Annotated in this window: 16 protein-coding genes and 1 pseudogene; 13 read left to right on the top strand and 4 right to left on the bottom strand. The window is 58.8% G+C overall.

Annotation, left to right across the window (positions count from 1 at the left end; all coding sequences use genetic code 11):
- Nucleotides 1-52 precede the first annotated feature (52 nt).
- From ubiE to ACWKWM_RS01880, 12 genes and pseudogenes are all read left to right on the top strand, one after another.
- Nucleotides 53-823 carry a bifunctional demethylmenaquinone methyltransferase/2-methoxy-6-polyprenyl-1,4-benzoquinol methylase UbiE gene (gene ubiE, locus ACWKWM_RS01935; RefSeq protein ID WP_483835379.1) on the top strand — a complete coding sequence of 257 codons (771 nt, stop codon included), beginning with the start codon at nt 53-55 and terminating at the stop codon, nt 821-823.
- Nucleotides 823-1,446 (top strand): ubiquinone biosynthesis accessory factor UbiJ, encoded by a 624-nt coding sequence (locus ACWKWM_RS01930; RefSeq protein WP_483844481.1) that lies wholly within the window; start codon nt 823-825, stop codon nt 1,444-1,446. Before ubiE ends, ACWKWM_RS01930 begins: the two co-directional genes overlap by 1 nt.
- Nucleotides 1,443-3,062, top strand: coding sequence for a ubiquinone biosynthesis regulatory protein kinase UbiB (ubiB, locus tag ACWKWM_RS01925; protein ID WP_483834862.1), 1,620 nt, complete (start codon nt 1,443-1,445; stop codon nt 3,060-3,062). Before ACWKWM_RS01930 ends, ubiB begins: the two co-directional genes overlap by 4 nt.
- 56 nt (nt 3,063-3,118) lie before the next feature.
- Nucleotides 3,119-3,511 (top strand): phosphoribosyl-AMP cyclohydrolase, encoded by a 393-nt coding sequence (hisI, locus tag ACWKWM_RS01920; protein ID WP_483844480.1) that lies wholly within the window; start codon nt 3,119-3,121, stop codon nt 3,509-3,511.
- A gap of 2 nt (nt 3,512-3,513) precedes the next feature.
- Complete coding sequence (locus ACWKWM_RS01915; protein ID WP_483834864.1) at nt 3,514-3,846, top strand: phosphoribosyl-ATP diphosphatase; 333 nt, start codon at nt 3,514-3,516, stop codon at nt 3,844-3,846.
- A 44-nt stretch (nt 3,847-3,890) separates the two neighbouring features.
- Complete coding sequence (locus tag ACWKWM_RS01910; RefSeq protein WP_483834865.1) at nt 3,891-4,163, top strand: twin-arginine translocase TatA/TatE family subunit; 273 nt, start codon at nt 3,891-3,893, stop codon at nt 4,161-4,163.
- Between the two features lie 10 nt (nt 4,164-4,173).
- A complete protein-coding gene (tatB, locus tag ACWKWM_RS01905) occupies nt 4,174-4,695 on the top strand; it encodes a Sec-independent protein translocase protein TatB (protein ID WP_483844479.1) in 522 nt (173 codons plus the stop codon).
- Complete coding sequence (tatC, locus tag ACWKWM_RS01900) at nt 4,692-5,486, top strand: twin-arginine translocase subunit TatC (RefSeq protein WP_483834867.1); 795 nt, start codon at nt 4,692-4,694, stop codon at nt 5,484-5,486. The genes tatB and tatC overlap by 4 nt, the downstream gene beginning before the upstream one ends.
- Nucleotides 5,483-6,190, top strand: coding sequence for a 16S rRNA (uracil(1498)-N(3))-methyltransferase (locus tag ACWKWM_RS01895; RefSeq protein WP_483844478.1), 708 nt, complete (start codon nt 5,483-5,485; stop codon nt 6,188-6,190). The genes tatC and ACWKWM_RS01895 overlap by 4 nt, the downstream gene beginning before the upstream one ends.
- Before the next feature lie 278 nt (nt 6,191-6,468).
- Nucleotides 6,469-7,530 (top strand): annotated as a pseudogene (locus ACWKWM_RS01890) (methyl-accepting chemotaxis protein); the annotation flags it as partial.
- A complete protein-coding gene (locus ACWKWM_RS01885) occupies nt 7,522-8,385 on the top strand; it encodes a methyl-accepting chemotaxis protein (RefSeq protein WP_483844600.1) in 864 nt (287 codons plus the stop codon). The pseudogene ACWKWM_RS01890 and the gene ACWKWM_RS01885, both read left to right, overlap by 9 nt.
- A 269-nt stretch (nt 8,386-8,654) precedes the next feature.
- On the top strand, nt 8,655-10,595 hold the full coding sequence (locus ACWKWM_RS01880) for a methyl-accepting chemotaxis protein (RefSeq protein ID WP_483844477.1): 1,941 nt from the start codon (nt 8,655-8,657) through the stop codon (nt 10,593-10,595).
- A gap of 161 nt (nt 10,596-10,756) precedes the next feature.
- On the opposite strand, the gene mdoH is transcribed toward ACWKWM_RS01880, so the two are convergent.
- The 4 genes from mdoH to pip form a co-directional block, all read right to left on the bottom strand.
- On the bottom strand, nt 10,757-13,345 hold the full coding sequence (mdoH, locus tag ACWKWM_RS01875; protein WP_483844476.1) for a glucans biosynthesis glucosyltransferase MdoH: 2,589 nt from the start codon (nt 13,343-13,345) through the stop codon (nt 10,757-10,759).
- Complete coding sequence (locus ACWKWM_RS01870; protein WP_483844475.1) at nt 13,338-15,284, bottom strand: glucan biosynthesis protein G; 1,947 nt, start codon at nt 15,282-15,284, stop codon at nt 13,338-13,340. Before ACWKWM_RS01870 ends, mdoH begins: the two co-directional genes overlap by 8 nt.
- Before the next feature lie 257 nt (nt 15,285-15,541).
- Complete coding sequence (gene dtd / locus ACWKWM_RS01865) at nt 15,542-15,979, bottom strand: D-aminoacyl-tRNA deacylase (protein ID WP_483844474.1); 438 nt, start codon at nt 15,977-15,979, stop codon at nt 15,542-15,544.
- Between the two features lie 173 nt (nt 15,980-16,152).
- Nucleotides 16,153-17,124, bottom strand: a complete 972-nt coding sequence (gene pip / locus ACWKWM_RS01860) for a prolyl aminopeptidase (RefSeq protein ID WP_483844473.1) — start codon at nt 17,122-17,124, stop codon at nt 16,153-16,155.
- A 302-nt stretch (nt 17,125-17,426) separates the two neighbouring features.
- On the opposite strand from pip, the gene ACWKWM_RS01855 reads away from it, so the two are divergent.
- Complete coding sequence (locus ACWKWM_RS01855; RefSeq protein WP_483844472.1) at nt 17,427-19,910, top strand: glycogen/starch/alpha-glucan phosphorylase; 2,484 nt, start codon at nt 17,427-17,429, stop codon at nt 19,908-19,910.
- Nucleotides 19,911-20,180 lie beyond the last annotated feature (270 nt).

Here is a 20,180-nt window from a genome sequence, read left to right as displayed (position 1 = left end):
AAAGCCAGCCCCGGCGATTAGAATGGCCGCACTTTATTCCGGTGACAGCGATATGAATGATCCGCGCAAAGGCAGCGATGCCGAACCCACCACCCACTTCGGTTACAAAAACGTTCCGGAAAGCCAGAAGGCCGACAAAGTCGCCGAGGTTTTCCACTCCGTTGCCGCCAAGTATGACCTGATGAACGACGTGCTCTCCGGTGGCATGCACCGCCTGTGGAAGCGCTTCACCATCGAACTGTCCGGCGTACGCGTCGGCAATCGCGTCCTGGACATCGCCGGCGGCACAGGCGATCTGGCAAAGAAATTCTCCCATCTCGTCGGCCCGACCGGCGAAGTCGTACTCGCCGACATCAACGAATCCATGCTGCGCGTCGGTCGCGACCGTCTGCTGGATCGCGGCGTGGCTGGCAACATGAGCTTCGTCCAGGCCGATGCTGAAAAACTGCCCTTTCCCGACAACTACTTCGACTGCGTGACCATTGCCTTCGGTCTGCGCAACGTCACCCACAAAGAGGATGCGATCGCTTCGATGCTGCGCGTCCTCAAGCCGGGCGGTCGCTTGTTGGTGCTGGAATTCTCCAAACCCACCAACCCGGTCATGTCCAAGATCTACGACGCGTACTCCTTCGCGTTCATGCCTTTGGCCGGCAAGTTGATCACCAACGATTCCGAGAGCTATCGCTACCTGGCCGAATCGATCCGCATGCACCCGGATCAGGAAACGCTGAAAGCCATGATGGTACATGCCGGTTTCGACCGCGTGACGTACCACAACATGACCTCCGGCATCGTCGCTCTGCATCGCGGCATCAAGCCCTGATGTTGATTCGCGGCCTGCTGGCAAGCGCCGAACACGGCATCAACCGCGTCCTGCGAATGGACAGCACCGCATTGCCGCGCCTTGATCGGCTGAGCGGCAAAGTGATCGCCGTGGAATGCACCAGCCCAGCGTTTCATCTGTTCATCCTGCCCAGCGATGAAGGCTTGATGCTCGCCTCCAACTGGGATGCGGGCGCCGACTGCACGTTGCGCGCGCCGGCTGCGAGCTTGATCCGTCTGGCCCTGAGTAAAGACAAAACCGCCGTGCTGCACAGCCCGGAAGTCGAGCTTGAGGGTGAAAGCGCTGTGTTGCTGGAGCTAGTCGGCGTGTTGCAAGACCTTGATCTGGACTGGGAGTACGAGCTGTCACGCTGGCTGGGCCCTGTCGCCAGCCCGTTGATCGGCGCTCACCTGCGCAGCCGCGCGAGCTGGACCCGCGACACCGCGTCCAGCTTGAGCCACAACCTCGCCGATTACCTGAGCGAGGAATCACGCACGCTGGTGGGCAAACGTGAAGCAGAAGCGCGCTTCGCTGAACTTGATCAGGCCAAACAAGACCTCGAACGCCTCGAAGCCCGCTTCGAACGTCTCGCCCAATCCCTCAAATCCAGCGATAACGCATGAGCCTGCTTGCCGTCCGCCGTCTGTTTCGCATCCAGCGCGTTGTAATCCGCTACCGCCTCGATGACCTGCTGTTCGCCTTGCCATTGCCGTGGTGGCTGCTGGCGGTGCGCTATGTGTTGCCTTGGCGCTGGCTGCCGAGACGCAAAAGCGAGCTGACCCGTGGCGCACGCTTGCGTCTGGCATTGCAGGACCTGGGCCCGATCTTCATCAAGTTCGGCCAACTGCTGTCCACCCGTCGCGATCTGTTGCCCGAAGACATCGCCGATGAGCTGATGCGATTGCAGGACCGAGTGCCGCCGTTCGAATCTCAGAAAGCCATCGACCTGATCGAATCCCAACTGGGCGCGAAGATCAGCCAGGTGTTCAGCCGTTTCGACGTTGAGCCGCTGGCGTCGGCCTCGGTGGCGCAGGTTCACGCCGCGCAACTGAAGACCGGCGAAGAAGTCGTCGTGAAAGTCGTGCGTCCAGGCCTCAAGCCGATCATCGGCTCCGATCTGGCGTGGCTGTTCATTCTGGCGCGCATCGCTGAGCGCCTGTCTGCCGACGCCCGCCTGTTGCACCCGGTTGATGTGGTTCTGGACTACGAAAAGACCATCTACGACGAACTCGACCTGTTGCGCGAAGCGGCGAACTCAAGTCAGCTGCGTCGTAACTTCGAAGGCTCGGAGATGCTGTACGTGCCGCAAGTCTATTGGGACTGGTGCCGGCCGAAAGTGCTGGTGATGGAGCGCATCTACGGCGTGCAGGTCACCGATCTGGCCACTCTGGCCGATCAACGCACCGACATGAAAATGCTCGCCGAGCGAGGCGTCGAGCTGTTCTTCACCCAGGTGTTTCGCGACAGCTTTTTCCACGCCGACATGCACCCCGGTAACATCTTCGTCAGCACGGTGAAGCCGTGGAGCCCGATGTACATCGCCATCGACTGCGGCATCGTCGGCAGCCTGACTCCTGAAGATCAGGACTATCTGGCGCGCAACCTGTTCGCGTTCTTCAAGCGCGACTACCGTCGTGTCGCGCAACTGCACATCGACTCAGGGTGGGTGCCGGCGGAAACCAAACTCAACGAGTTCGAAGCCGCCATTCGTACCGTGTGCGAACCGATTTTCGAGAAGCCGCTCAAAGACATTTCCTTCGGGCAGGTGCTGATGCGTCTGTTCCAGACTGCTCGGCGCTTCAACATGGAAGTCCAGCCGCAACTGGTGCTGCTGCAAAAAACCCTGCTCAACATTGAGGGCCTGGGCCGTCAGCTGTATCCAGATCTGGATTTGTGGAGCACCGCGCAGCCGTTCCTCGAGCGCTGGATGCGTGAGCGCGTCAGTCCGAAAACGCTGCTGGGCAACCTGCAATCTCAAGTCGAGCAGATCCCCCATCTGGCTGGCATGACCCGTGATCTGCTGGAGCGCATGTCGCAACCGCATCGTAACGATCCGCCGCCACCGTGGCGCGAACGTGGCGATCATTGGGCGCTGCGGCTGATCGGTGCAGCGCTGTTGGCCGGTGGCGCCGTGATGGCGTCGGCCCATGTGCAATCAGGCGCCGAATGGGTTGCATTGAATGCCGTGCCGACCTGGATCATGCTGGTGGCGGGCCTGTATCTGGTCGTTCGCCGATAGCCATGGGCGCAGGCCGCTGGCACACTAACCCTTCCACAGAGCGGCCGGAGCCGACGATGAAAGACTGGCTGGACGAGATTCACTGGAACAGCGACGGCTTGGTCCCGGCGATTGCCCAGGACCACAAGACCGGACGCGTCCTGATGATGGCCTGGATGAACCGTGAAGCCTTGAGCCTGACCGCCGCTGAAAACCGCGCCATTTACTGGTCGCGCTCGCGGAGCAAGCTGTGGCGCAAGGGTGAAGAATCAGGCCATGTACAAAAGCTGCACGAAGTGCGTCTGGACTGCGACGCGGACGTGATCATCTTGATGGTCGAGCAAATCGGCGGCATCGCCTGCCACACCGGGCGTGAAAGCTGCTTCTACCGCGTATACGATAACGCTGGCTGGAAGACCGTAGACCCGGTCCTTAAAGACCCCGACGCCATTTATCAAGCAGGACACTGAACATGACTGATACCTTGTCTCGCCTTGCTGAAGTGCTTGAAGCACGCAAAGGCGCGGCCGCCGACAGTTCCTATGTCGCCAGCCTGTATCACAAGGGTCTGAACAAGATTCTGGAAAAGGTCGGCGAAGAGTCGGTTGAAACTATCATCGCGGCAAAGGACGCTGCCATTAGCGGCGATTGCAGCGATGTCATCTACGAAACCGCTGACCTGTGGTTCCATAGCCTGGTGATGCTCGCATCGCTGGGCCAACATCCACAGGCCGTGCTCGATGAACTGGACCGCCGCTTCGGCCTGTCCGGTCACGACGAAAAGGCTGCTCGGTCGGCTGAATGAACACTCACGCTTACGGGCTCTGAATTTATTACGAGGAACGCGTCATGGGTATTTTTGACTGGAAACACTGGATCGTCATCCTGATCGTGGTCGTGCTGGTATTCGGCACCAAGAAGCTCAAAGGCCTTGGCACCGACGTTGGCGAATCGATCAAGGGCTTTCGCAAAGCCATGAGCGATGAAGAAAAAGCCCCGGAACAACCGCCGGTGCAGCCACAACCACAGCCGCACACGACCACTCAGTCCTCGCCGCTGAACCAGCCGCACACCATCGACGCGCAAGCACAGAAAGTCGAAGAGCCCATCCGCAAAGACTAGGTCGTGACGCATGTTTGGTATCAGCTTCTCTGAACTGCTGCTCGTCGGCCTCGTTGCCCTGCTGGTGTTGGGCCCCGAGCGTCTGCCGGGCGCAGCACGCACCGCCGGGCTTTGGGTCGGGCGGCTGAAACGCAGCTTCAATGCGATCAAACAGGAAGTTGAACGCGAAATCGGCGCCGATGAAATTCGCCGTCAGTTGCACAACGAACACATCCTTTCGATGGAACAGGAAGCGCGCAAGATTCTTTCGCCGCAGCAACCACCCGTCGAGCCAGCGACGTCAGTTACGCCGTCTGCGCCTGTACCGGTTGCAGAACCACCGCTGCCGGTCACTGCTGCGACGCCAATACCTGTGACACCGGTCCCGCCAAGTGCTGACATCGGTCCGGCAGCACCCGCCGAAAGCGCATCGGTCAGTCCCGAGCCTGTTCACTCGGTGCCAGCCACCCCACCGACTGCTGCCAACCACACCGTGCCGGTGCAGACTGCGCCTTCCGCCAACGATTCGTCATTGCCGCCGCGAGCCCCATGAGCACTATCCCGGAAAACGACCAGCAGATGCCGCTGGTCTCGCACCTCACTGAACTGCGCTCGCGCCTGCTGCGCTGCGTGCTGGCGATCTTCCTGATCTTCGGCTGCCTGTTCTACTTCACGCAGAAGATCTACACCTTCGTCTCAGCGCCACTGCGCGTGTTCCTGCCCGAAGGCGCGACGATGATCGCCACAGACGTGGCCTCACCGTTCATCACGCCGTTCAAGCTGACGATGATGGTGGCGCTATTTCTGGCGATGCCGGTGATCCTGCACCAGATCTGGGGCTTCATTGCACCCGGCCTGTACAAGCATGAAAAGCGCGTTGCCGTGCCGTTGCTGGTGTCGAGCATCATTCTGTTCTACGCCGGTATGGCCTTCGCGTACTACTTGGTCTTTCCGCTGATATTCCACTTCTTCGCCAGCGTGACGCCTGAAGGCGTGTCGATGATGACCGACATCGCCAGCTATCTGGATTTCGTGATGACGCTGTTTTTCGCCTTCGGCGTGGCGTTCGAGATTCCTGTGGCGGTGGTGTTGTTGGTCTGGATCGGCATTGTCGACGTCAAATACCTGAAGAAGATTCGCCCTTATGTGGTGATCGGTTGCTTTGTGGTGGGGATGATTCTGACGCCGCCGGACATCTTCTCGCAGACGCTGCTGGCGGTGCCGATGTGGCTGCTGTTCGAGATCGGTGTGCTGTGCAGTTCGATGATCACCAAGCGCGGCGACCATGAAGACGACGAAGCCGCTGAAGACAAACAGGATCAGCCGCCAGCGACCCAGCCGTGAATTTGCTGCTGCTGGAAGAAGCCGACTTCATCGCGGCGGATCGCGTTGTTCTGCGCGACCGCCGCCTCAAACACATGCAGGAAGTGCATCGCTCGGTGGTCGGCGACAGTCTGCGTGTGGGTCGCCTGGGCGGGCAATTGGGCAGTGCCGAACTGCTGCGGCTGGAATCCCAAGAAGCCGAGTTGTCGGTCAGCTTTGATAGAGAACCGCCCGCCAAGCTGCCGCTGACCCTGCTGTTGGCGCTGCCACGGCCCAAGATGCTGCGTCGGGTGTTTCAGACCGTCGCGACCATGGGTGTACCCAAAATCATCTTGCTCAACAGCTATCGCGTCGAGAAGAGCTTCTGGCAAACGCCGTTCCTGGAGGCTGAAGCGATTCGCGAGCAGTTGGTGCTGGGCTTAGAACAAGCCCGTGACAGCGTCCTGCCTGAGGTGATCATCGAGAAGCGCTTCAAGCCATTCGTTGAAGATCGGCTGCCTGCGCTGGTCGAGGGCACGCTCGGTCTGGTCGGCCACCCGGGTGACTTCCCGCCCTGCCCCCGCGCCGTCGAACAGCCCATCACCTTGGCCATCGGCCCGGAAGGGGGCTGGATTCCCTACGAAATCGAACTGCTGCGCAAATCCGGCCTGCAACCGGTGCAACTGGGCGAGCGCATCCTGCGTGTCGAAACTGCCGTCACCGCCCTGCTTTCGCGTCTGTTCTGACCACAACGCAAATCCCGCGAGCCATCACTAATCCTGTGGGAGCGGACCTGTCCGCGAAGAGGCCGGTACATTCGACATAGACTCACCGCCTGCAACACCGCATTCGCGGACAGGTCCGCTCCCAGGAATTTCGTCTTAACCGAAATCTTGCAAACGCCTTAATCCTTGTAGGAGCAACCCCCTCCCACACTTCATCTGGAAATTTGTCACAGTCCTTCAGTTTTGTTACGCCGCGCCGATGCACAGGCGTCGACAATAACAACGCTGAAGGAATCATCATGACTCGCTGGTTTGCCCAACGTCTCGCCAACGCAGGCGTCAGTCTCAAGCTGGGTATCGGCTTCGGCCTGGTGCTGCTGCTCACTGTGCTCATCATGCTCACCGGTTGGTCGGGTGTGAGCTCTGTGATTAACCGAGGCGACAAGCTCGGCAACATCTCGCTGGTCAATGAAGCCACCCTTGAGCTACGCATTGCGCGGATGGTCTACGACGCAAAATTCAGCCCTGAAGCCGCAGCCGAGGTCAGCAAAACCCTCGATAAGCTCGACGCGTCCCTGAAAACCGCACGCGCGAAAATGATTGACCCTGAGGACTTGAAGCTGCTGGACACGCAAATTCAGATGGCGGGCGACTACCGTCGCGCGTTCGAAGACATGACCAAAGCCATCCAGGCTCGCGAAGCCAGCCGGGTCAATCTCGGCGCTACCGCCGATGCTGCTGTGGACGAAGTGGGCAAGATCGAGCAAACCCTGTTGCAGCACGACAATATCCTGCAGTTCAACAGCGCCGTGGAAGTCAGCAAGCAGATCCAGCAAGCACGTTTTCAGGTGCGCGGTTACACCTACAGCGGCAACCCGGATTTCGAGAAGAACGCGACGGGAGCCATTGACGACGCGGTGACCGGCATCAACACCCTGGCCGGCGAGATTCCGGCGGCATACATCCCTCAATTGCAGCGGGCCGGCGTAGCACTCAAAGGCTACCGCGCGGCCGTGGGCGTGTACCGCGATGCGCAACTGAGCAGCCGTCAGGCGATGGATAAAATGACGGCGTTGGGTCAGCAACTGCTGGACCTCAGCGACAAGATGAACGTGTCCCAGAACACCAAACGCGAAGCAGACAGCAGCAACGCCAAGAAAACACTCGGGATCGTCACGTTGATCGCCCTGCTGTTCGGCATCATCGCTGCCTGGCTGATCACCCGGCAGATCACACATCCGCTGCGCGACACACTGACCGCCGTCGAGCGCGTTGCGTCTGGCGACTTGACCCATAACCTTGTCGTGGACCGACGCGATGAGTTGGGCCAGTTGCAAGGCAGCATTCAACGCATGACCGTCAATCTGCGCCAGCTGGTCAGTGGTATCAGCGACGGGGTGACGCAAATTGCCAGCGCGGCAGAACAACTGTCCGCCGTGACCGAGCAGACCAGCGCCGGGGTCAACAGCCAGAAAGTTGAAACCGATCAGGTGGCGACGGCGATGCATGAAATGGCGGCCACGGTGCAGGAAGTCGCACGCAACGCCGAGGAAGCCTCCGAAGCCGCCGTTGCAGCGGATCAGCAGGCGCGCGAAGGCGACCGGGTAGTGAATGAGGCCATTGACCAGATCGAGCGACTGGCCAGCGAAATGGGCCACTCCACCGAAGCCATGGGCGAACTCAAGCGCGAGAGCGACAAGATCGGCAGCGTGCTGGACGTGATCAAGTCAGTGGCCCAGCAAACCAACCTGCTGGCCCTCAACGCCGCCATTGAAGCGGCGCGTGCGGGTGAAGCCGGGCGTGGCTTTGCGGTGGTGGCAGACGAAGTGCGCAGCCTGGCCCAGCGCACTCAGAAGTCCACCGAAGAAATCGAATCGCTGATTGCCGGCCTGCAAAACGGTACGCAGCAAGTGGCGACGATCATGGACAACAGCCGCGAGCTGACCGTCAGCAGCGTGGCACTGACCCGCCGCGCCGGCAGCTCGCTGGAGAACATCACCAAAACCGTGTCCGCGATTCAAGCCATGAACCAGCAAATCGCTGCCGCCGCCGAGCAGCAAAGCGCCACAGCCGAAGAGATCAACCGCAGCGTGCTCAACGTGCGCGACGTCTCCGAGCAAACCTCCGCCGCCAGTGAAGAGACTGCAGCGTCGAGCGTTGAGCTGGCTCGGTTGGGTACGCATTTGCAGACGTTGGTGGGGCGTTTCCGCGTTTAAGCGTGATCGCGGCGCGCCCCGCTACCCCTGTAGGAGCTGCCGAAGGCTGCGATTCGATGTGCCTGACACACCGCGATCACAGCCTTCGGCAGCTCTTAAACGTTTCGGCAACCGCGTAAATCCGTGACCCGCATCACCCCGCCCTGCTAATCAGAAATCTCCTACGACTACTTCAGGTCGTGCAGTTCGATCCCCTGCCGATGCGCTTTCAACGCACGCTCAGCTGTTGCCGGGCGGGCCTTTGATGGCTCATTCGCAGGAGATACACCATGTTTGGAGGGATTAATCAGGCGCTCGGTAATACCAGCGTCAAACTCAAGCTGTCACTGGGCTTCGGGCTGGTGTTGCTGCTGACATTGGCGATTGCGCTCACTGGCTGGCATGGGCTGGACACCATGATCGAACGCTCCGAGTCGATCACCGCCGTAGGTCAACTCAACGCAATGACCAAGGACCTGCGTGCCGAGCGTGTGACCTTCCGCACCGAAAACACTTCCGAAACTGCCATTCAAGTCGTGAACCGCCTCAATGAAATCGAAGCTCATCTGATAAAGCTGCGTGCGGATACGGATCAGGCCGAGCAGGTCAAGCTGTTGAACGGGCAAAGCGAAACGGTGCGCACGCTTGAAAAAAACTTCACCGGGCTTGGCCAGTTGCTCAAAGATCGCGCAGCGGCTCAGCTGCGCCTGAACGAGCACTCCGCGCAAGCAGTGGCCGCAGTGGGCCAAGTGGAAGGTGAGGTGCTAAAAACCGTCAGCCAGGAACAGGACAGCAGTGAGCAACTGGACGAATTTACCAACATTCTCCAACTGCGTCGGCAGATCCAAAACGCGCGCTACGAGGTACTCGCGTACGTGTTCAGCGGGCAGGAGAGTTACGAGCTCGCGGCGATCACTGCCATCGACGAGTCACTCAAGGAAATTGGCGAGATTTCTCAGGATCAGGCCGAAGGCAGTACCTCCGGTTTGAAACTGGCCAGTCAGGCCTTACAGAACTACCGCAGTCAACTCGGCCAATTCAAAGACATTCAGGTCAAGACCGAAGCTGCGCACGAAAGCATGGAAGCACTGGGCGAGACACTGCTGGCATCGACAGACGAGTTGAGCACATTGTTAAGCGCCCGCCGTGACAGCGAGGCGTCACAGTCGCGTACCGCACTGACTGGCGTTGCCGGGCTGGCGTTGTTTCTCGGTTTGCTGGCGGCCTGGCTGATCACCCAACAGATCATCACCCCGCTGCGCCAGACGTTGAGCGCTGCTGAACGCATCGCCCAGGGCGACCTCAGCAAGGACCTTGTCGTCACCCGTCGTGACGAGATGGGCGAACTGCAACAACGCATGCAGTCGATGACGCTGAACTTGCGGCAGTTGATCGGCGGTATCAGCGAAGGCGTGGCGAAAATCGCCAGTGCAGCTGCTCAGTTGTCGTTGGTGACACAGCAAACAGCCGTCGGCGTGAACAACCAGAAGGAGGAGACCGATCAAGTGGCAACCGCGATGAATCAGATGACTGCCACGGTCATGGAGGTGGCGCGCAATGCCGAGGAGGCCTCGGAGGCTGCGAGCCAGGCTGATCAACAAGCGCGCGAGGGTGACGCGGTGGTCAACGATGCCATTGAACAGATCGAACGGCTGGCCAGCGAAGTGACCAACTCGACCCAGGCGATGAGCCAGTTGAAATCCGAGAGCGACAAGATCGGCGGTGTGCTGGACGTGATCAAGTCGGTTTCTCAGCAAACCAATCTGCTGGCCTTGAATGCGGCCATCGAAGCCGCACGGGCCGGCGAGGCGGGTCGCGGTTTTGCCGTGGTGGCCGATGAAGTGCGCAGCCTGGCGCAGCGGACCCAACAGTCCACGGAAGAAATTGAAGAGCTGATCGCTGCACTGCAAAACGGCACGCAGCAGGTGGTCACTGCGCTGGATGCCAGCAAAAGCCTGACTGACAGCAGCGTGGACCTGAGTCGCCGAGCCGGCTGCGCACTGGAACACATCACCCGAACGGTCTCGACCATCCAGAACATGAATCAGCAAATCGCCACGGCGGGTGAAGAACAAAGCACCGTGGCCGAGCAAATCAACCGCAGCATTTTGAACGTGCGCGATATCTCCGATCAGACCGCCGCCGCCAGTGAGCAAACCGCAGCTTCAAGCGCAGAGCTTGCGCGGTTGGGGCTCGACTTGCAGGGGATGGTGGGGAAGTTTCGGGTTTGAAACGCACCTAGTGCTACCTGTAGGAGCGAACTTGTTCGCGAGGCGGTGTGCCCGACAAACCGAATCAAACGCTCGCCAACAAGTTGGCTTCTACAGAATATCGCGTCAAAAAAAACCCCTGAAGCATGAGCTTCAGGGGCGTCTTTTATTTCAGCCAGCGATCACGCGTTTACGAGCGTTGGCTCAAGCACATGACCGGCAGGCTGCAAAGGCAGCAGCGGCGCGTGTGGGTCTGCTTGGATCGACTCGCGCCAGGCGTTAAGCCAGGACGTGAGCCCTTCGGTCCAGACCATTTCGTGCAAACGAGCCAGCGCGACCGGGTCACTCAACAGCGCAAGACGCTCGCTGTTGTCGAGCAACTCCGGACCGCCCTTGACCGCATGACGAACACGCTCGGTACGCATCCACTCGATCGGCTCGGCGTGACGGTGACGCGATGTCGCCAAGGCGCAGGCCAAGGCGTTCTGCTGCGGATCAACCACCGCGCGCACAAACCCGTCGTTCAGAGCATGCCAGCGATTTTCGTGGGTGTACTGATCGGTCGACACCAGTTCCTGCGGCGGAGTGTGTTCTTCAGGAATCAGGAACAGATTCTCGTCACGCGCCTTAAGGCCCAGGTTGGTGCGGCTGGAAATCACCGACACAGGGATCGACAGCATCAGCGAACCGACGATTGGCGCCAGCCACCACAGGAAGCTTGGATTCAGCCAGACCACCAACAGCGCCCAGCAGAAGCCGAGCAAGGTCTGCGGACCGTGGCGTTTGACGGCCTCGCTCCATGGCGTGGAGTCATCGTCCCGTTGCGGCGAGTTCCAGGTCGCAGCCCAGCCCAGGAATGCGGCCAGAACGAAGCGGGTGTGAAAGATCATCCGCACGGGCGCCAGCAGCATGGAAAACAGCACTTCCATGAGCATGGACATCGTGACTTTGATCCGACCGCCGAAGCCGACCGCACCTTTGGCCCAGATCAAAATGATACTGAGTACTTTAGGCAGGAACAGCAGCACGATAGTGGTCGAGAACAACGCGACAGCTTTTTCCGGGTGCCATTGAGGCCACAGCGGATACAGCTGACGAGGCTCCATGAAGTACGTCGGCTCCATTAACGTGTTGACGGCCAACAACGCAGTCGACAGCACCAGGAAGAAGAACCATAACGGCGCCGACAAGTACGACATCACGCCGGTCAGGAACACCGCCCGGTGAACCGGGTGCATACCTTTGACCAGGAACAACCGGAAGTTCATCAGGTTGCCGTGGCACCAGCGACGGTCGCGCTTGAGTTCGTCTAACAGGTTGGGCGGCAGCTCTTCGTAACTGCCCGGCAGATCGTAGGCAATCCAAACGCCCCAGCCGGCACGGCGCATCAGCGCAGCTTCAACGAAGTCGTGAGACAGAATGGCGCCCGCGAATGCACCTTTACCCGGCAACGGCGCCAAGGCGCAGTGCTCGATAAACGGCTTCATACGGATGATCGCGTTGTGTCCCCAGTAGTGGGATTCACCCAACTGCCAGAAGTGCAGACCGGCCGTAAACAGTGGACCATACACACGGGTAGCGAATTGCTGCATGCGGGCATACAGCGTATCCATGCCCGAAGCGCGCGGCGCGGTCTGGATGATACCGGCGTCCGGCGTGGCTTCCATCAAGCGCACCAGACTGGTCAGGCATTCACCGCTCATGACCGAGTCGGCATCGAGCACGACCATGTAACGGTAGTCACCACCCCAGCGACGGCAGAAGTCATCCAGATTGCCGCTTTTACGTTTCACACGGCGGCGACGACGGCGATAGAAGATCTTGCCGAAACCGCCAGTCTCACGGCATACGTCCAGCCAGGCTTGCTGCTCGGCCACACAGATATCGGTTTCGTTGGAGTCGCTGAGGATAAAGAAGTCGAAACGATCCAGATCGCCAGTCGCTTTGACCGACTCGAATGTTGCGCGCAGGCCAGCAAACACCCGCGGCACGTCTTCGTTGCAGATCGGCATCACCAGTGCGGTGCGCGCACCGACTTCGATCGGCTCGTTACCTGCGCTGGCGCCGGAGATACGATATTTATCGCGCCCGGTCAGCAGCTCGAGAAAACCCATCAAGGCGGTCCAGAAACCTGCGGACACCCAGCAGAACAGGATCCCGAACAGCAACAAAATGCTGGTCTGAAGTGCATACGGCAAAACCTGAGCGGCGGTTTGCAGCAGGGTTTGGTGGCTGATTTCGTCGAACGAAACCAGCGACCAGCCTTGATACGGCAGGATGCCCTTCATGTAGAAGCCAGCAACAATGGTCTGGCCCAACATGAGGATCAACAGAATGTAACGACGAATAGAACCGACCGTGCGCCAACGTGACTTGGGTAAGTCACGTGGCAAATCGTCGTGGGCCGGCTTGGGCGGGTTGCCCTTGCCGGTCAGGCTGCGCCAACCGCGCACCAGAATATTGGTGCGCCAAGGCTCTGGCACCACCTTGGTCCGGCGGATAGGCGGCGTGGCTTTCAGGCATACCCGACCGCTGGCGTCTACAGCCAGCATTTCAGCCTCGTGCAGCTCATCAGCGGTGGTCAGGGTCAGACGCCGCTCCACCGACAGCAAAGCGGCATCGGCTGGATCGGTGACGGTCTGCGCCGAAAGGCGTTCATGCAGCTCAGCGAATGACCCACAGCCTGCCAGTTCGGCACGCTGCTCATCGGTCATCGGCAGGTGTGCCAGGTACTCGTTAAGAGACTCAGGCACGGCTTGTGAATTACTCATCGGCTGGCAACTGATAGCTCCAGGTCTCGGTCAAGATTTGTTGGATCTTGGCCGTGTCCTGCTGGGTGGATGCAGCCGCTGGAGCTGGCTGCTGAAGGTCCTTACTGCCTTTGTTGGCTTTTGCTGCATCGCCCAACGCTGCTTCTGGTCGCGAAGCCTCTGCGTCAGCTTTTGCTTCAGCAACTTTCGCTGCTTCTGCAGTTTTGGCTGCATCGGCTTTCACGCCATCAGCACGTGCGGCATCAATGTTGACAATCGGCGCCTTGGTCTCTTTCGATTCCTTTGGAGCGCTAGCAACGACTGGCGCTGCCGGGGCCGGCTTGGCGTCCACATGCTTGTCGGCGTTCTTATCGGTCTTGTCCGCAGTGATAACTGCAGGCTCCTTGCCAGGCTCGGCAGGGGTTTCACGCAACAGATACGCGCGCATTTCCACTGACTTGTTGGTGTCTTTGACTTTCAGGCGCAGCGTCAGGCGCCAGCCTTTGGTCACAGGGTTGTAGCGCAGATTGTTTTCGACCAGCTCAGTGTTGTCATCGGTGATGACCTGGCTACGAATCGCCGGATCTTCACCCAGCTTGGCCAAAACCGGACCCACGAAGTCCACCAGATAAGCAACGCTGCCGTCTGGTTGACGCACAAGATTGGACTGCTTCACGTCACCGGTAGAGCGCAGGGTCTGTTTGACCCAGCCCAGATCAGGGGAGTGAATCGAGTTTTCATCCATGGTCCAGTGCAGACGGTAGTTGAAGTCGATTGGCTCACCTGGCGCAGGCTGGGTTTCAGGCTTCCAGAACGCAACGATGTTGTCGTTGGTTTCATCGGCAGTCGGGATCTCAACCAGATCGACAGTGCCTTTGCCCCAATCGCCCTTCGGCTCGATCCAGGCGCTCGGACGTTTGTCGTAGCGGTCGTCCAGGTCTTCGTAATGGCTGAAGTTGCGACCACGTTGCAGCAGACCGAAACCGCGTGGGTTCTCGACCGAGAAGCTGCTCACAGCAAGGTGTTTAGGGTTGTTCAGCGGACGCCAGATCCACTCGCCGTTGGCTGCCTGAATCGACAAACCGCTGGAATCGTGCAGCTCGCGCCGGTAGTTGAGCACTTTGGAAGGCTGATTGGCGCCGAACAGGTACATGCTGGTCAGTGGCGCAACCCCGAGCTTGCCGACCTTGTCACGCAGGTACATACGCGATTGCACGTCCACCAGCGTGTTAGTGCCAGGACGCAGAGTCAGCTTGTAAGCGCCGGTAGCGCGTGGGGAATCAAGCAGCGCGAAGATGACCAGATGGTTGTCGTCTGGATTTGGCTTTTCGATCCAGAACTCGGTGAAACGCGGGAATTCTTCGCCAGACGGCATCGCGGTGTCGATGGCCATGCCGCGAGCGGACAAGCCGTAGACCTGACCCTTGCCGATGACGCGGAAATAACTTGCGCCCAGCATGGTCATGATTTCGTCTTGCTTGTCGTCTTTGTTGATCGGGTACATGACGCGGAAACCCGCGTAACCGAGGTTCTCGGTGGACTTGGGATCGAACTTCACATCGCCAAAGTCGAACCGTGACGGATCATATTTGATCTCATTGACGGTTGTGGCCGTGACTTCGTTGATCTTCACCGGCGTATCAAAGTGCATGCCCTGGTGATAGAACGAAATCTTGAACGGCGTTTTGTCAGCGGCCCATTCAGCCTTGTCCTGCAAGAAACGAATCTTCTGGTAATCCGCGAACTTCATGTCGCGAAATTCCGCCGGAAGGTTGCTTTTAGGCGCTACGAATTTCTGTCCGGCCAGTTCTTTGGCCTTTGTCGCCACGTCGTCAAGATCGAACGCCCAGAGTTGGCTGGCGCCCAACAGACAAAACAGAGCAGACCCCGCCAACAGCGCACGATGCAAGCGCTTGCCGGAAGTCTTTGGTGCATTACATGGACTAACAATCACGAGCAACCCTCGCCGAAAACAGATGAAGAAACCAACGGCCAGCTATCAAATGCCGGGTTGGCGAGCATTGTTCCGACTCCGAAAGAGGCTAATGATTCCCCAAGCGGTGCCGGACCAGTCTGCGTTTTTACTGATTGGACAGGTCAATACCCGTCTTTGTAGCGCGCGATTATCTAGCAGGCCGCGTTACAACGCATCAGGTGAACAAAAGTATTTATGGCTTTTTAGCTAATAAAGTCGGGCCTTGGAGCAAAATCAGGCTTTTACACCTCAAGCAAAAATGTCACAGGGCCATCATTGGTTAAATGGACCTGCATATCTGCACCAAATTGGCCCGTGCCGACGTTCCCGTGCAAACTTTTAGCCTTCTGCACCAGATATTCGAAAAGCTCGGCACCCAGTGCTGGCGGCGCCGCTTTTGAAAAGCTGGGACGCAAACCGCTTTTGGTATCCGCGACCAGCGTGAATTGGGAAACCAGCAGCAGACCGCCCTGCACATCGCTCAACGACAGGTTCATTTTGCCATCGGCATCGCTGAACACCCGATAGTTAAGCAGTTTATGCAAAAGCTTCTCGGCGCTGGCCTGAGTATCCTGAGGTTCAACGCCAATCAGGACCAAAAGCCCCTGATCGATAGCGCCGACGGTTACGCCGCCGACATCCACCCGTGCCTGGGAAACCCGTTGAAGCAAACCTTTCATTCAAAAACCTATGTTCAACAAGAAGGTTGCGGTGAGCCCCTCGCCGACAAGTTGGCTCCTACAAGAACCCTGTATAGCCGCCGACCTCTGTAGGAGCGAACTTGTTCGCGAGGCGGTGTGTCATGCCCAACGCAATAGCCTGCTCGCCAACAAGTTGGCTCCTACAGGTCTCTTCACGCCTCTTCTGGCGGAAGGTCCAGCAATCTCTGCGCCACCTGTGCAGCTGCGCGCACCAGTGCGTCGGTAATCCCCGGTTCGGACGCCGCGTGCCCCGCATCGCGGATCACCTGCAGCTCGCTGTTGGGCCACGCCTGATGCAATTCCCATGCATTGTCCAGCGGGCAGATGACGTCGTAACGACCGTGCACGATGACTCCCGGCAGATGCGCGATTTTGGGCATGTCGCGAATCAGCTGGTTTTCTTCGAGGAAGGCATTGTGAGTGAAATAATGGCATTCGATCCGAGCGATCGACAGCGCACGTTGCGGCTCGGAAAAGCGGTCTACGACAAGCGGATTGGGGCGCAAAGTCGCAGTCCGGCCTTCCCATGTCGACCAGGCTTTGGCAGCGTGCATCTGCGCGATCTGATCGCTACCAGTCAGGCGCTTATGAAACGCCGCCAACAGGTCGTGACGCTCATCCAGCGGGATCGGCGCGAGGTAGTCCTGCCAGTAATCCGGGAACAGACGGCTGGCACCCGCTTGATAGAACCACTCGATTTCCTGGGGACGGCACAGAAAGATCCCGCGCAGGATCAGCGCATGCACCCGGTCAGGATGAGTCTGGGCATACGCCAGCGACAGCGTCGAACCCCACGAACCGCCGAACAACACCCACTTGTCGATGCCTAGATGTTTGCGAATGCGCTCAAGGTCTTCGACCAAATGCCAGGTGGTGTTGTTTTCGAGACTCGCGTGGGGCGTAGATCGACCGCATCCGCGCTGATCGAAGGTGATGATGCGGTACAAGTTGGGATCGAAAAACCTGCGACTCTGCGCATCACATCCCGCGCCTGGCCCACCGTGGATGAACACTACCGGCAAGCCCGCAGGCGAACCGCTTTCATCGACATACAGCACATGCGGCTCTTCCACTGCCAGATCGTGCCGGGCATAAGGTTTGATCTGCGGGTACAAAGTCTGCATAGGTGCTCCACAAAGTCTAATTCAGGGGCTGCTGTCTATCTGCCGGTGGGCATCATAAACCCGAATCAGTGAATGATCATGCCCCACTGTTTTTTCACGTATTTACGCCGCCCAATCAAGAATGGAACGATCAATGCAGGCGTTTGACACTTGAAGTGTGATGCGAACCACAACACTCTGTTTGAGTCCAAGCGTGGGTCGCGTCATCGGTTATTTCACTCATTTGGCAGGAAATAACCGATGACACGCCCTACAGTCAAACAACCCCTTTGCATCGTCAAACCAACATGAGGTCGTAACCGATGTCTCCGGAACCCAATGTTCGTGACGCTGAAGTGGCAGCATTTCGTGAAGCTGTGCTCAATAAACTTGAGTACGCCGTCGGTAAAGATCCCGACCATGCGTTCGACCATGACTGGTTCATGGCAATTGCGCTGGCGACCCGCGACAAGATGGCTGAGCGGTGGATGAATCACACTCGCTACATCTATAAACAGGAAAAGAAACGCGTCTATTACCTGTCACTGGAATTTCTCATCGGGCGGTTGATGTTCGACAGCCTGAGCAACCTCGGCATCCTGGAAACCGCCCGTGTGGCGCTCAAGGGTCTGAACGTCGATCTTGAAAAGATCCGCACCCTGGAGCCGGACGCCGCACTGGGCAACGGCGGCCTGGGTCGTCTGGCCGCCTGCTTCATGGAAAGTATGTCCAGCTTGGGCATCGCCGGTCACGGCTACGGCATCCGCTACGAGCACGGGTTGTTCCGTCAGGCGATCGTCGACGGCTGGCAGCAGGAACAAACCGAAAACTGGCTGGACTTCGGCAACCCGTGGGAGTTTGAGCGTCCGGAAGTAATCTACCTGATCGGCTTTGGCGGCAGCGTGCAGCCAGTGCTGGACGAGGCAGGAATCCCGGCGTTGGATGCCTCCGGCGAAACCAGACAGATCTGGCACGCAGGCGAAACCGTTCGGGCAATTGCCTACGACACGCCCGTGGTCGGATGGCGCGGCAAGGCCGTCAATACTTTGCGTCTATGGCGCGCCCGAGCTGTTGAAGATCTGCACCTTGAGCGCTTCAACGCCGGTGACCACGTTGGCGCTGTGGCAGAAGTGGTGCGCGCGGAAAGTATTTCTCGCGTGCTGTATCCAAACGACAGCACCGAAGCCGGCCAGGAGTTGCGCCTGCGTCAGGAGTACTTCTTCGTCTCGGCTTCACTGCAGGACTTGCTGCGTCGCCACAAGAACATGGGTTACACCATCGGCAGCCTGCCCGAACACGCTGCGATCCAGATGAACGACACGCACCCCTCGATCGCCGTGGCCGAGCTGATGCGCATCCTTATCGATCTGCACGATGTGGAGTGGGACGAAGCCTGGCGCATCACTGTCGGGACATTGGCCTACACCAACCACACGTTGCTGCCCGAAGCGCTGGAAACCTGGCCTGTGGGCCTGATGGAACGCATGCTGCCGCGGCACATGCAGATCATTTACATGATCAACGCCCAACTGATCGACAATGTGCGTGAATCGCAAAAGGACGATCCGGACCTGTTCGGGTTGCTGCGTGCCGTGTCGCTGATCGAAGAAGACAACGGCCGGCGCGTACGCATGGGTAACCTGGCGTTCATTGGTTCGCACAGCACTAACGGCGTTTCGGCGCTGCACACCCAGCTGATGCGCAAAACCGTGTTCGCGCACTTGCACAAGCTGCATCCGGATCGCATCAATAACAAAACCAACGGCATCACCTTCCGCCGCTGGCTGTTCCAGTCCAACCCGGAATTGACCTCGATGCTGGTCAACGAGCTGGGCGAGCAGGTGCTCGACAACCATGAAACCGCTCTGCTAAAGCTTGAGCCGTATGCCGACAAACCTGATTTCCAGAAACAGTTCGCCGCGCAGCGTTTGCAGAGCAAGAAAGCGCTGGCTACGATCATTCAGGAACGCATGGGCATCGTGATCAATCCTGAGGCGATGTTCGATGTGCAGGTCAAACGGATTCACGAGTACAAGCGCCAACTGCTGAACCTGTTCCACACCGTGGCGCTGTATCAGGCCATGCGAGCCGACCCGAGCACTAACTGGGCGCCGCGGGTGAAGATCTTCGCGGGCAAGGCAGCGGCCAGTTATCACTCGGCCAAGCTGATCATCAAACTGGCCAACGACATTGCGCGCACGGTCAACAACGACCCGACATTGCGCGGGCAGTTGAAAGTGGTATTTCTGCCCAACTACAACGTCAGCCTGGCGGAAAGCATTATTCCGGCAGCCGACTTGTCGGAGCAGATTTCCACGGCAGGTCTGGAGGCTTCAGGCACCAGCAACATGAAATTCGGCCTGAACGGCGCACTGACCATCGGCACCCTGGACGGCGCCAACGTGGAAATGAGCGAGCAGGTCGGGCTTGAGCACATGTTCATCTTCGGCATGACCTCGCAGGAAGTCGAAGCGCGCAAACATGCCGGGGAGTTCAACGCCCACGGCGACATTGCCTCTTCCGGCCGTTTGAACGATGTGCTGCAGGCGATTCGTGGCGGAGTGTTCTCACCGGATGATCCGTACCGTTATGCCGGGTTGATCGATCAGTTGATCGCGTACGACCGTTTCTTCGTCTGCGCGGACTTCGAGTCGTACTGGCAGGCTCAGGCCAAGGTTGAGGCGCACTGGCACAACCCTACCGAATGGTGGCGCTCGGCAGTGCTCAATACCTCACGCATGGGCTGGTTCTCCTCGGACCGGACGATTCGCGAGTACGCGACCGATATCTGGAAAGCGCTGGATTGAGGTAACTACAATGCGCCGCGAACCCCGCGGCGCATGCAACCAAGTGACTGTCTGCACCTGCAACATTTCGGTTGACCGCAAATCCTGTGGGAGCGGACCTGTCCGCGAAGACGTCATTGCATTCGCTAGAGATGTGGCGGAGGTAACGGCCTCTTCGCGGACGGGTCCGCTCCCACAATAAAATTTGAGGCGCTGCTGTAATACGGGTCAGATACACAGCCAAGCCCCGCCCTTCTCGCCACAATTTGCTTCATTCTCTCTCACGCCCGA

This window comes from Pseudomonas rosaeacicularis (assembly GCF_057128745.1).
Note: the sequence above shows the minus strand (reverse complement) of the source record. Positions and strands in the feature narration are given on the sequence as shown.